The organism is Mesorhizobium sp. M0659, from assembly GCF_040320605.1.
Taxonomy (GTDB): domain Bacteria; phylum Pseudomonadota; class Alphaproteobacteria; order Rhizobiales; family Rhizobiaceae; genus Mesorhizobium.
In genome coordinates this window covers 170,604-182,515 of sequence record NZ_JAMYPY010000002.1, presented here as the reverse complement: position 1 = coordinate 182,515, position 11,912 = coordinate 170,604, and the positions used below count along the sequence as shown (strand labels likewise).

The 11,912-nt window shown below is 61.9% G+C and carries 15 protein-coding genes and 1 tRNA gene; 6 read left to right on the top strand and 10 right to left on the bottom strand.

Annotated elements, in window-relative coordinates:
* Window positions 1-96 precede the first annotated feature (96 nt).
* Window positions 97-564 carry an Hsp20 family protein gene (locus tag NKI31_RS04055; RefSeq protein WP_352650549.1) on the bottom strand — a complete coding sequence of 156 codons (468 nt, stop codon included), beginning with the start codon at window positions 562-564 and terminating at the stop codon, window positions 97-99.
* A 458-nt stretch (window positions 565-1,022) separates the two neighbouring features.
* Between NKI31_RS04055 and NKI31_RS04050 the strand changes: the two genes are divergently transcribed.
* The 4 genes from NKI31_RS04050 to NKI31_RS04035 all read left to right on the top strand — a co-directional run bounded on the left by NKI31_RS04050 (window position 1,023) and on the right by NKI31_RS04035 (window position 3,514).
* Window positions 1,023-1,982 carry an alpha/beta fold hydrolase gene (locus tag NKI31_RS04050; protein WP_023737639.1) on the top strand — a complete coding sequence of 320 codons (960 nt, stop codon included), beginning with the start codon at window positions 1,023-1,025 and terminating at the stop codon, window positions 1,980-1,982.
* 161 nt (window positions 1,983-2,143) lie between these two features.
* Window positions 2,144-2,314: a hypothetical protein gene (locus tag NKI31_RS04045; RefSeq protein WP_023683236.1), complete on the top strand. Its 171-nt coding sequence runs from the start codon at window positions 2,144-2,146 to the stop codon at window positions 2,312-2,314.
* Between the two features lie 3 nt (window positions 2,315-2,317).
* Complete coding sequence (locus tag NKI31_RS04040) at window positions 2,318-2,557, top strand: DUF1127 domain-containing protein (protein ID WP_023686421.1); 240 nt, start codon at window positions 2,318-2,320, stop codon at window positions 2,555-2,557.
* 126 nt (window positions 2,558-2,683) lie between these two features.
* Window positions 2,684-3,514, top strand: a complete 831-nt coding sequence (locus NKI31_RS04035) for a helix-turn-helix domain-containing protein (RefSeq protein ID WP_352650733.1) — start codon at window positions 2,684-2,686, stop codon at window positions 3,512-3,514.
* Between the two features lie 12 nt (window positions 3,515-3,526).
* Here NKI31_RS04035 and hisN read toward each other — a convergent pair whose 3' ends face one another.
* Complete coding sequence (gene hisN / locus NKI31_RS04030; protein ID WP_023671197.1) at window positions 3,527-4,300, bottom strand: histidinol-phosphatase; 774 nt, start codon at window positions 4,298-4,300, stop codon at window positions 3,527-3,529.
* Between the two features lie 334 nt (window positions 4,301-4,634).
* Window positions 4,635-5,576, bottom strand: a complete 942-nt coding sequence (locus NKI31_RS04025) for an N-formylglutamate amidohydrolase (protein ID WP_352650546.1) — start codon at window positions 5,574-5,576, stop codon at window positions 4,635-4,637.
* A gap of 164 nt (window positions 5,577-5,740) precedes the next feature.
* Here NKI31_RS04025 and cpdR point away from each other — a divergent pair, with 164 nt between their 5' ends.
* Window positions 5,741-6,103, top strand: a complete 363-nt coding sequence (cpdR, locus tag NKI31_RS04020; protein ID WP_023671195.1) for a cell cycle two-component system response regulator CpdR — start codon at window positions 5,741-5,743, stop codon at window positions 6,101-6,103.
* A gap of 114 nt (window positions 6,104-6,217) precedes the next feature.
* Window positions 6,218-6,292, top strand: a tRNA-Val gene (locus NKI31_RS04015).
* 207 nt (window positions 6,293-6,499) lie between these two features.
* On the opposite strand, the gene NKI31_RS04010 is transcribed toward NKI31_RS04015, so the two are convergent.
* The 7 genes from NKI31_RS04010 to NKI31_RS03980 form a co-directional block, all read right to left on the bottom strand.
* Window positions 6,500-6,787 carry a DUF982 domain-containing protein gene (locus NKI31_RS04010; RefSeq protein WP_245260022.1) on the bottom strand — a complete coding sequence of 96 codons (288 nt, stop codon included), beginning with the start codon at window positions 6,785-6,787 and terminating at the stop codon, window positions 6,500-6,502.
* 112 nt (window positions 6,788-6,899) lie between these two features.
* Window positions 6,900-7,202: a DUF982 domain-containing protein gene (locus NKI31_RS04005; RefSeq protein WP_023671193.1), complete on the bottom strand. Its 303-nt coding sequence runs from the start codon at window positions 7,200-7,202 to the stop codon at window positions 6,900-6,902.
* Window positions 7,203-7,385: 183 nt separating this feature from the next.
* Complete coding sequence (locus NKI31_RS04000) at window positions 7,386-7,850, bottom strand: Hsp20 family protein (protein WP_023671192.1); 465 nt, start codon at window positions 7,848-7,850, stop codon at window positions 7,386-7,388.
* A 407-nt stretch (window positions 7,851-8,257) separates the two neighbouring features.
* Window positions 8,258-8,464: a hypothetical protein gene (locus tag NKI31_RS03995; protein WP_352650544.1), complete on the bottom strand. Its 207-nt coding sequence runs from the start codon at window positions 8,462-8,464 to the stop codon at window positions 8,258-8,260.
* An 81-nt stretch (window positions 8,465-8,545) separates the two neighbouring features.
* The gene (gene fcl / locus NKI31_RS03990) at window positions 8,546-9,514 is read right to left on the bottom strand and encodes a GDP-L-fucose synthase (protein WP_352650542.1); all 969 of its coding nucleotides are present in this window, start codon (window positions 9,512-9,514) and stop codon (window positions 8,546-8,548) included.
* A gap of 9 nt (window positions 9,515-9,523) precedes the next feature.
* Window positions 9,524-10,594: a GDP-mannose 4,6-dehydratase gene (gmd, locus tag NKI31_RS03985; RefSeq protein WP_352650540.1), complete on the bottom strand. Its 1,071-nt coding sequence runs from the start codon at window positions 10,592-10,594 to the stop codon at window positions 9,524-9,526.
* A 104-nt stretch (window positions 10,595-10,698) separates the two neighbouring features.
* Window positions 10,699-11,853 carry a dihydrodipicolinate synthase family protein gene (locus tag NKI31_RS03980; RefSeq protein WP_352650538.1) on the bottom strand — a complete coding sequence of 385 codons (1,155 nt, stop codon included), beginning with the start codon at window positions 11,851-11,853 and terminating at the stop codon, window positions 10,699-10,701.
* Between the last annotated feature and the right edge of the window lie 59 nt (window positions 11,854-11,912).

Here is an 11,912-nt window from a genome sequence, read left to right as displayed (position 1 = left end):
AGAGGCTGCGGCGAAAAAAAGCGGCGCCTCGCGGCGCCGCTTTCGTCTCGGGAGGAGACGCTTTTAACCTTGGGCGTTGTGACGCCGCCGTCTTGATCACCCGGCGTTCTTGGCCTCGATCTGCTTGGCGTTGGCCGAAGAGGCGGTAATCGCGATCTTGCGCGGCTTCAGCTCCTCGGGGATGTTGCGCTTAAGGTCGACGAAAAGCAGGCCGTTCTTCAGCGTGGCGCCGACGACCTCGACATGGTCGGCAAGCTGGAAGCGGCGCTCGAACGAACGCGAGGCAATGCCGCGGTAGAGCAGCTCGGAGCCTTCGCCATTGCCCTCTTCCTTGCGCTCACCCTTGACGGTCAGCACGTTGCGGTGGGCTTCGATCGAAATCTCTTCGTCCGAGAAGCCGGCAACCGCCATCGAGATGCGATAGGCGTCCTCGCCGGTGCGCTCGATGTTGTAGGGCGGATAGGTCTGCGCGCCATCGGGCTGGGCCAGCGAGTCGAGCATGGTGAACAGGCGGTCGAAGCCGACGGTCGAGCGATAGAGCGGGGAAAAATCAACGTGACGCATGAGGTGTTCTCCTGTTGAGCAACATGTTTGCGTGTGGCCGGTGCGAAACCCTGGAAAGGCGTTTCGGGTGGACCAGCAGCCCCGACATCGGCAGCTGCATCCGACATTTGGGGAGCGCAAAAGCGCATTTCAAGGATTTTTGAAGAGCGCCAATCGAGGCGTCGATGAACGGCAGATGAACCGCTGCTTCGGCGCCCGTTCAGCCGGCCGCGCTAGAGTGCCCCCAGGATAAAGAACCAGGCGGCGCCGGATGAAAGCGCCGCGACGAGGCCGACCGGGTGTAACGTCCCTTCCTCCCGGATCGACAGAGGCCGGAAGCACGCCGCCGCAGGCTGCTTCCGGCCTTGCTTGTCGTTCGTCCGCCCCCTTGGCGCCCTCCCTTTGCTTTTCATCCATTGGCGTCTATCACCATGCCGACGCCCCTGCCGGGTGAGACACCACGAACACGCAAGCGCCTAATGACGGATCTCTTCCATCCCACGCCAGGCAATCCGCCGCCGCAAAATGTCGGCGGCGGCTTTTTCACCACGCGCGACGGCAAGAAGATCCGCTACGGCCTGTTTGCCGCGGTCACCCGGCCGCTGAAAGGCACCGTCGTGCTGCTGCCCGGCCGCAACGAGTGCATCGAGAAATATTTCGAAACCATCCGCAACCTGACCGACCGCGGCCTCGGCGTCGCCACCCTCGACTGGCGCGGCCAGGGCGATTCCGACCGGCTGATCGCCGACCCGCAACGCGGCTATGTCCGCTCCTTCTACGATTACACCGGCGACCTCGAACAGTTCTTCGAGGATATCGTGCTGCCCGACTGCCGCGGCCCGTATTACATCCTCGCCCATTCGATGGGCGCCGTGATCGCGCTGCTCGCGGCGCCGTCGATGGTCAACCGGGTGCGTCGCATGGTGCTGATTGCGCCTTTCCTGACGGTGCCCGACTCGCCCGTGTCGGCAAAAACCGCGCGCCGCGTCTGCTCGATATTGTGCTTTCTCGGCCTCGGCCGGCTCTACGCCGCCTGGGGTCCGCGTCCCAGGGAAACCCTGCCCTTCGCCCTCAACAAGGTGACATCGGACCCCGGGCGCTATCAGCGCAACACGAAAATCTACGAGCACTATCCGCAACTGGCGCTCGGCGGGCCGACGATCCGCTGGCTGCAGGCGGCAATCAAGGCAGGCGAAGCCATCAGTGAGCCCGACTTCATGGCCAGGATCCAGGTGCCGCTGCTGATGATCGCCGCCGGCGCCGATCAGGTCGTCTCGACCAAGGCCGTGGAAGCCTATGCCAGGCGTCTGCGCCTCGGCTCGCTGCTGATGATCGATGGCTCGAAACACGAGATCCTGCAGGAGGCCGATGTCTATCGCGAGCAGTTGCTCGCCGCCTTCGACGCCTTCATACCCGGCAACGACGACCCAACAGCCTGATGCCGCCGGCGCTGCATGTTGCGGCGCCTTGAGCTTGCGCCTGCTGACAGCCTTCTGTCAGGAGCAGCGCCGGCAGCACCCAAAGAGCTAAAGATTCTGACAGCCGGTGCCGCCCCGGAATGCTCATCTCTCCGCATACTGAACGCCAAGGGGATGACGTCATGACCGAGAAAACCTGCGCTGCCTGCGATTGCCAGCTGGACGCCAACCCGATCCGCGTCAAGGTCGGCGGCAAGACCGTCGAGGTCTGCTGCGAGGAATGCGCGATTGCGCTGAACGAAGCCGGCGCCTCAGTGGCCGGCGCATCAGTGGCCGGCAACGGGGAAGCCTGAGCGATGCGCCCCGATCATGCAGCGGCGGCGCAATGCCTCGCACATCAGCCGACAACTCAAACCGCGACGTTCCGGCGGTCCTTGCGGACACAAGGCATCGCGGCGGCCAACTGGATCGGCCGTCAACTGGAAAGGCGCCGAAGCCGCCTTGCCTTGCTCGAAATGACCGACGAACAGCTCAAGGACATCGGCCTGTCGCGCAGCGACGCTCACTGCGAATACATGCGCCGTTTGTGGGACTGAGCCATGGCCGTTACGAAGGGCCCGACAGGTGAAGTCTCCTGACAGGTTTGGACAAGCCAATCGCCTAATGTGCCGGAGCAGCTTTCGGCGCAAGGGTAGAATGCAACGGCCATGTCTCAGCTCACCATGTCGCAGTTCACGGTACAGACGCTTCTGGACACCGGCGCCGTCAGGGTGAGGGATGTCCTCTGCAGCGGCGAATGCCGGCACAAGAGCGAAGAAGAGTGCACCGCTGCCACGCATCTTGTGTTTCCCTATCGCGGCGTCTTCGTGCGCCATGTCGGCCGCAACGATGCGGTCGCCGAAGCCAACCAGTTGTTGTTCTTCAACAACGCCGAAGGCTACCGGATCAGCCATCCCGTCGAGGGTGGCGATTCCTGCCTCGATCTCGTTATCGAGGAGGCGCAACTGCAGGAGTTGACGCCGAAGGAGCAGTTGCGCTCGGGCAGCGCCGTGGCGTTTCGTCGTCAGCGCCGCCGCATCGACCCGCGGGCTCAGGCGCTGGTGGCGGTGCTGCGCCACAGCCTGAGCCGCAACATTGCCGAAACGCTGGAGGCCGAAACCCTGGCGCTGACGCTGGTGCGGCGCTCCCTCGGCGAGCGCACCTCGCATGCCGCCGGCGCCAGCGCTGGCCGGCAGAAGCTGGTCGATCGCGCCAAGCTCGTCCTGTCCTCGGATCTTTCGCGGCGCTGGACGCTGGCCGAGATCGCCGCTGAAGTCGGGGTATCACCGGTTTATCTCACGCAGGTTTTCCAGCAGGTCGAGGCGATGCCGCTCTATCGCTACCATCTGCGCCTGCGGCTGGCGCGCGCGCTCGACCTGCTTGGCCGCTACGACAATCTGACCACGCTCGGCCTGGACCTCGGCTTCTCCAGCCACAGCCATTTCAGCTCAGCGTTCAGGCAGGTCTACGGGCGAACGCCGGCGGAATTCCAGCGCTCGATCAAGCCGCGCTGATCGGGTCGACTATCAGCCCCGCAGGGCTGCCATTGCAGCCGCATGAAGCTCCGGCGTTGCGGCGGCCAGGATGTCGCCGCCCTTTTCCGCCGGACCGCCCTCGAATGTGGTGACGACGCCGCCGGCCTTTTCGATGATCGGGATCAGCGCCACGATGTCGTAGGGTTTCAATCCGGGATCGGCGACGATGTCGACGCTGCCGGACGCGATCATGGCAAAGGCGTAGCAATCGGCTCCGTAGCGGGCGAGCTGGATCTGTTTCTCGAACGCGTCGTAGCGGGTGCGCGCCTCGCCCTTGAAAAGCGCCGGCGTGGTGGTGAACAAGGTCGCCTCGTCAAGCTTCGTCCTCTTGCGGGTCGACAGCTTCCGCGGCCCACCGGGGCCTTCGTAGTGGGAGCCGGAAGCGTTGGCGTAGAACAGCTCGCCGGTGAACGGCTGCGCCATCATGCCGGCGACGGCGTCACCGTCGACCGTCAATCCGACCAGCGTTCCCCACACCGGCAAGCCTGAGATGAAGGCGCGGGTACCATCGATCGGATCGATCACCCAGACATGCCTTGAGGAGATGTTTTCGCTGCCATGTTCTTCGCCAAGGATACCGTGATCGGGATACTCAGCCGAGATCAGCGCCCGAATGGCGCGCTCGGCCTCGCGGTCGGCCTCGGTGACCGGGTCGAAACTGCCTTTTTCCTTGTTGGCCACCGCGCCCTGTGCGCGAAAACGCGGCAAGGTTTCAGCCGCCGCCGCTTGCGCGATCCGGCGCATGAAATCGATGCTGATGTCCACGTGATTCTCCCGCATTGCAGAGTGCCAACCCGGTCTGCAGGCACTTTCCCGCCAAAACAAGCCGGTTTATCGATTTTAGAGACATCAGCGTTGCCGAAATGTCACACATCGGCGCCATCGAAACGCATTTTCACATCAGAGTGAATTAAAAAAGCGTGGGATCGATTGACATTTGTGCATCGCACAATAAATTTGTTCTCGGACAGGTTTTCCTGTCCATGCCCTCCTTGGGCGTTTCCTCCCTAGACTTCGACCGTGTCGTGCAAACGATGCGGTCTTTTTTTACGCTGCGGGATCGCCAGCGCGGGATCTCATGAACAGCCGCCGCTCCGTGTCATTCGGCGGCCAGCGGCAGGTCTATGAAGTGGTGGTCGGGCATCGCCATCAGGTCGGCCGAAAAGCGCGCCATATCGTCGGCCAGCGCATCGAAGCCGGCCGATTTCTGGAACGTCCGCTCATTCATGTAGAGGCCGCGATTGACCTCGATCTGCAGCGCATGCAGATGGCGCGCCGGCCGGCCGTAATGCTCGGTGATGAAGCCGCCTGCATAGGGTTTGTTGTGGGCGACGGTGTAGCCCATGCCGATGAGCAGGCCGATCGCCGTCTCGGTCAGGGCTGCCGTGGCCGAGATGCCGAAACGGTCGCCGACGATGAAATCCGGCCGCAGGCCGCTGTCGCCCACCCTGATGCTCGCCGGCATCGAATGGCAGTCGATCAGCACGGCATAGCCGAACCTGGCATGGGTTCTGGTCAATAGCCGCTTCAGCGTCTCGTGATAGGGTTTGTAGACCGCCTCTATGCGCTGGACGGCCTCCGCCAGCGGCAGACGGCCGGAATAGATGTCGAGCCCCTCACCCACCAGCTTGGGCACGGTGCCGAGCCCGCCGGCAACGCGCGCCGAGCGGATGTTGCAGAAGGACGGCACCGGCTCGGCGAACATGCGCGGGTCGAGTTCCCAGGGTTCGCGATTGACGTCGAGGTAGGCGCGCGGAAAATTCGCCGCCAGCATCGGCGCGCCCAGCACCACCGCGCTGCCGAACAGCTCGTCGACATAGCAATCCTCGGAGCGGCGGATGGCGCTCCGGTCGAGCCGCGCCATGGCCAGGAAGCGGTCTGGATAATAGCGGCCGCTATGCGGTGAGTTGAAGACGAACGGAACGCGCTGCTCGGCGCCCGATCGGATTTCGAAGGGTGGAACGACCGAAAAATCTTCGGCTGCCGTCGTCAATTTGAACGAACCCGGAAACAGCAATGCATCATGATGGGAAACTGCCACCTCATCGGCCGCATGTCCAGCATTTCGGCATGTCAGGAACCCCGTCAAATCAGGATTAATGCCGCCAACGTTCACTTGATGTTTACCGTCAGCTCCTCATATACAGGATGGTTAACGGGCTTGCCGGACGGCAGGCTTGGCTGGGGTGATTCGGACGGGACAAGATGGCACGCATTCTGCTGGCGGAAGACGACGACGACATGCGCCGGTTCCTGGTCAAGGCACTGGAGCGGGCCGGCTACCACGTCAGCGATTTCGACAATGGCGCCAGCGCCTACGAGCGGCTGCGCGAAGAACCTTTCTCCCTGCTGCTGACCGATATCGTCATGCCGGAGATGGACGGCATCGAACTCGCGCGCCGCGCCACCGAGATCGATCCCGACCTGAAGGTGATGTTCATCACCGGTTTCGCGGCCGTCGCGCTCAACCCCGATTCCAAGGCGCCGAAAGACGCCAAGGTGCTGTCCAAGCCCTTCCACCTGCGCGATCTCGTCAACGAGGTCGAAAAAATGCTGCAGGCCGCCTGAAGCACGCACAGTGTGATCTCGCCGCTTCGTCGGCGGCGCGACATACGAGCCTTTCTTTCCCTTTTCCGGCTATTGACGCGCTGGACCAAAAATGGTGTATGCGCGGCTTCGGATGGGCGTGTAGCTCAGCGGGAGAGCACTGCATTGACATTGCAGGGGTCACAGGTTCAATCCCTGTCACGCCCACCATCCTTTCAATAACTTAGCCAAGCCCGTTTTTGGCGCACCCCTTCGACGACTTAGCCGGTAAGGCGGCCACCGCTTGTGGCAGCCGCCTCGTGTTTGTGGACATTCTAATGCATGGCGCTCAAAAGTGGCCCCGGTTTTGAGACGACGACATGCATAAAAACAAAGACCTAAAGCGCGTCGTCTGAGTCCGTTCAAACGCGACGCGCTTTAGACGTGGTGCGGGCTTAGCGTCCTTGAAGGCGCAGGCTCGATGCCGTCCTCCATAAGAATATCCTTCTTGCGAGCGAACGCGACGAAGACGCCTCGTGCTGTCTCGGGTTCCACATCACCAATCAGAGCGGCTTTGCAAGCGCGAATAGCAGCTCTCTGCTCCGGGCTGTTGCCACACCATTCGGCTGCGAATTGATAAGCATCCGCGACCGTGTTGAGTTGGCGGGGAAAGCCCAATCCCACCCACACCCGGACTGGCTTTTCAAAAGGTTTCGATAGCATCATGACCTCCTTTCCTAATGCATGTCACCCAGAAGTATGCTGCGGCTCTGGGACAACGACATGCATCAAAACAAAGACTTAAAGCGTGTCGCATGAATCCGTTTCGCGACGCGCTTTAGGCAGTCACTCCTCCGCCTTCGCCACCTCTGCCCATCATCCACGGCATTGTCGTGGATACTTCCTCAAGGATTCTGGCTGCTTTCGCAAAACCGCTGAACGCGTCTCTGGCTGCGGAAAGCGGATAATCGCTATCGAAAGCTCGCTGGCAGGCCCGCAATGCGGTTTGGTGAATGGGGCCGCGCCTGTCCTTCGGCCATTCATAGAGGAACTCCAGAGCGTCCTCGAGACACGTGATTTCCTGAACAAGGTTGTCGCCGCTTTTCACGAAAACGGCGCTGTCAAACATCCGATCGTTCATATGATCCTCCAAATCGAACGAACCATTGAGTTCATGGTTTGCGCGGTCCAGGCCAACTGCGGGCGCGCGACAGATGCGCGCCAGTACGTCCTGCAGTGATCATCTTCGTTTCTCCGCAATCACAGCCTCCCGGCCGGAACCGGGAGGCGGACCCGCAGTTCAAAGTGTGACAGATCGACAGGATTACGCGGCTTTACGCGCGCGGTCCGTGTCTTGCGTGATCTGAGTGGCGGCCGTCGGCGTGTCGCCGACGCCGATGCTGATGCGGCGCGGCTTCAGCTCTTCGGGAATCTCGCGGACGATGTCGATCGAGAGGAGGCCATTCTCCAGTTTGGCTGCCTTGATCTTCATATGGTCGGCAAGCTTGAACGTCTGCCTGAAACTGCGATAGGCGATGCCCTGGTGCAGCAGCTGGCGTCCGCTCTGATCATCAGCTTTCTGGCCTACCACGACCAGTTCGGGTCCATGCTGGGTCAGCTCAACCTCATCCTGGCTGAAGCCTGCGATGGCCATCGAGATACGGTAATCGTTCTCGTCGACCTTCTCGATGTTATAGGGCGGCCAGTCTGGACGCGTGCCGCTGTCGAGCATGTCGAAAAGCCGGTCGAAACCGACGGTGGTCCGATAGAGGGTATCAAAGGTTCTCATAGCCACATCCTCCTTGAAGCAACATGGGTACAAGGACGCCGCCCCGTGCGGCGCCGCCATTTTTTGCCGAGCCTTATGGCCTTGGCGGAAATCGAATTAGGAGGCGCCCCAAATGAGTTCAAGAGCATCTCGATTTTTTTTTAGTAGCATCCTTCGCATCGACGGAAAGCGAAATCTGAGTTTCTACGGGACCTTCCCTTCGAACAGTCGAACAGCCCCTTGAAGTACAGATCCGGCTGGAAGTTTTCGCGCGATCTGCGCGACCGCATCGTCTACTGCCCTGCCGTCCCGTTTCGTATTCAAATGCCGGCCAGCAAGGAACCGGGTAGCGGCCTTCCGATCCGTAAATCCACCCTGTCGGGGGACGAAACGTCCCGGCACGTGCCGGGACGTTTCTGGCTCGCGGATCACTGTGGCCGCGGATCGGGCCTGTCGGGCCTGTCATGAGGGGCGTTGCTGCCTTCACGGCACGGGGTGCCGATGCCGCAGCATTTGCCGTTGTAGGTGACACCGGGCTTGGTCTTCTCGCAATCCCTCGGCGGTGCCGTCTGACACCCTGCCAGCACCGAAACCGCGATGGCGGCGAGAAATGCGTTTCTTGAAGTGATAAACATTGACGTTCTCCTTGATGGACCGTGTTTGCTACACACCGCTTGGTCGCGGGCGGCAGCGAAATGGTTCAAGGAAAATTGGAATCAGGCCGCGCCGAGGCGGACATCACCCTTCTCAACATGGTTGAGAAACCACGCATATGTCTGTTCCAATCCACCGCGAAGCGCGTAGCGCGGGCGCCATCCCGTCGCAAACAGCCGCGAAACATCCATCAACTTGCGCGGCGTGCCATCTGGCTTGGTCGTATCGAAGGCGATATCAGCCTCGACGCCGGCGACCGATGCGACGGTCTGGGCAAGCTCGGCAATGGTGACATCCTCGCCCGAACCGACATTGACGTGGCCGTCGCCGGCATAATTCTTCAACAGCCAGACCAAGGCATCGGCGGCGTCGTCGACATGCAGGAATTCACGCCGTGGCGTGCCCGAGCCCCAGACATTGAGGCTGTTGCCGCCGCTCAGCGCCAGCGCATGCGCCTTTCGCATCAGGGCCGGCACGACATGGCTGCTCTGCAGGTCGAAATTGTCACCCGGTCCGTAGAGGCTGGCCGGCATCGCCGAGATATAGTCGACCCCATGCTGGCGCCGATAGGCCTGGCACAGTTTCAGTCCGGCGATCTTCGCGATCGCGTACCATTCGTTGGTCGGCTCGAGCGGCCCGGTCAGCAGGGCGTCTTCCCTGATCGGCTGCGGCGCGAGCTTTGGATAGATGCAGGACGAGCCGAGAAACAAAAGCTTGCCGACCTCGCTGCGAAAGGCGCCGTCGATGACATTGCCCTGCATGACCAAATTGTCCTGCAGGAAATCGACCGGGAACCGGTCATTGGCCAGGATACCGCCGACCTTGGCGGCCGCCATCACCACCGCATCCGGCCTGTGCTCGGCCATCCAGCGCTGCACCCCTGCCTGGTCGAGCAGGTCGAGCCTGTCGCGCGAGATGGTGAGTATCTCGCAGTCCTCGCTCGCCAGCCGGCGCACGACGGCCGAACCGACCATGCCGCGATGCCCGGCGACGAAGACACGCTTGCCCTTCAGCTCAAATGTCGCGTCCATCGGCCTGCCTCACGCAGAACGGCTGTTCTGCCGCGTGCCGCCGGCCGCGCGCGCCAGATCGGCCTGCACCATTTCCGTCACCAGATCCCTGAAGCCGGTCGTGTGCGACCAGCCAAGTCTTGCCTTGGCCTTGGCGGGGTCACCGAGCAGCAGATCGACCTCGGTCGGCCGGAAATAGCGCGGATCGATGCGCACCAGGACAGTGCCCGAACCGGCATCGACACCAACTTCATCGACACCCTCGCCTTGCCAGCGGATGGTGCGTCCGGTCTCGGCAAAAGCCAGTTCGACGAATTCGCGCACCGAATGCGCCTCACCGGTCGCCAGCACGAAATCGTCGGCTTCACTGTGCTGCAGAATGCGCCACATGCCCTCCACATAGTCGCGCGCATGGCCCCAGTCACGCTTGGCGTCGAGATTGCCGAGATAGAGCGTGGCCTGAAGGCCGTGATGGATCGAGGCGACGGCCCGCGTGATCTTGCGGGTGACGAAGGTTTCGCCGCGTGTCGGGCTTTCGTGGTTGAACAGGATTCCGTTGGCGGCGAACATGCCGTAAGCCTCGCGGTAGTTGACCGTGATCCAGTAGGCGTAAAGCTTGGCCGCGGCATAGGGCGAGCGCGGATGGAAGGGCGTCGCCTCGCTTTGCGGGACCTCGCGCGCCTTGCCGTAAAGCTCCGACGTCGATGCCTGATAGAAGCGCACCGACTTCTCCAGGCGCAGGATGCGGATCGCCTCGAGCAGCCTGAGTGTTCCCAGCGCATCGGCATTGCCGGTGTATTCCGGCGTCTCGAAACTCACCTGGACATGACTCTGGGCGCCGAGATTGTAGATCTCGCCGGGCTGTATCTCCTGCACCAGGCGAATAAGGTTGGTCGCGTCGGTCAGGTCGCCATAATGCAGGAAGAAACGCGCACCGCGCTCGTGCGGATCGACATAGATGTCGTCAACGCGCTCGGTGTTGAACGAGGACGAGCGGCGTTTGACGCCATGGACAATATAGCCCTTTTGCAGAAGCAATTCTGCGAGATAGGCCCCGTCCTGCCCGGTAACCCCGGTGATGAGCGCCACTTTTTCCGTCATTGCCGCTCCGTCCGCATCCAATCCCGGCAACCGAATACAGATTTGGCGCGAGAACGCAAATTCCCCATACGGGGGACAGGTTTCAGCCAGCGATTGTGTCGTTCTCAGGCACCTGCAACCGCGCAGAAATGCTTCATCCTGGCCAGCGCAAGCTCGGGATCGGCGAGCAACCCTGCCTGGTCGGCAAGGCGGAAGATGTCGGCATAGTGCAGGATGCCGCGCGCCGACTGCATGCCGCCGACCATGGCGAAATGGTCCTGATGGCCGTTGAGCCAGGCAATGAAGACGATGCCGGCCTTGTAATACTCCGTCGGCGCCTCGAAGATCTTGCGCGACAACGGCACTGTCGGCGCCATCAGCGCGTCAAAGCCGGCGCGGTCGCCGTCAGCCAGTTTCGCGAGCGCCGCACTGGCGACCGGCGCGATGGCGTCGAATATGCCGAGCAAGGCGTGCGAGTGCCGCTTCCCGTCGCCGGCAATCAGTTCGGGATAGTTGAAATCGTCGCCGGTGAACATGACGACGCCTTCCGGCAACCGGTTGCGCAAGGCAACTTCCTTGCCGGCATCGAGCAGGGAAATCTTTATCCCCTCGACCTTGCCGGCATGGCGCTCGATGATGGCGACGACGGTGTCGAGCGCGGCCTCGAAATTGCCGCTGCCCCAATAACCTTTCAGTGCAGGATCGAACATGTCGCCCAGCCAGTGCAGGATGACCTTGCCGGATGCCTGGCTGAGGATGCGATCGTAAACCCTGATATAGTCGTCCGGACCCTTTGCGACCGCTGCCAGCGCCCGGCTGGCCATCATGATCGCCTTGCCGCCCTCGCCTTCAATGAAAGCGAACTGCTCCTCATAGGCGGCGATCACATCTTCGAGTGATCTCGAATTGGCCGGCGCCAGATGATCGGTGCCGGCGCCCGAGGCGAGGTCTGCGCCTTCGACGCTGCGCGCCTCGGCGATCGAGCGGCGGATCAATTCCTGCGCATTCGCCCAGTCGAAACCCATGCCGCGCTGGGAGGTGTCCATCGCCTCGGCGATGCGGAAGCCAAGCCGCCATAAATGATGCCGAAATGCCATCGTCTTGTCCCAATCGACCGCAGGCTTCGACCAGGGGTCGATCATCGCGAAAGGGTCGGCGACGACATGGGCAGCGGCATAGGCGATGCGCGGGAAAACCGCACCGATTACGGGCTCGACCGGACTGCCCGCGAGCTTGTAGCTGACGCGGCCGCCATTCTGCGTAGGCAGGGTGATATCCATGGCAACCTCCGTTTTCGGCATCCTATAAATGGAACGTTCCAATAAATCAAGAACCTTTA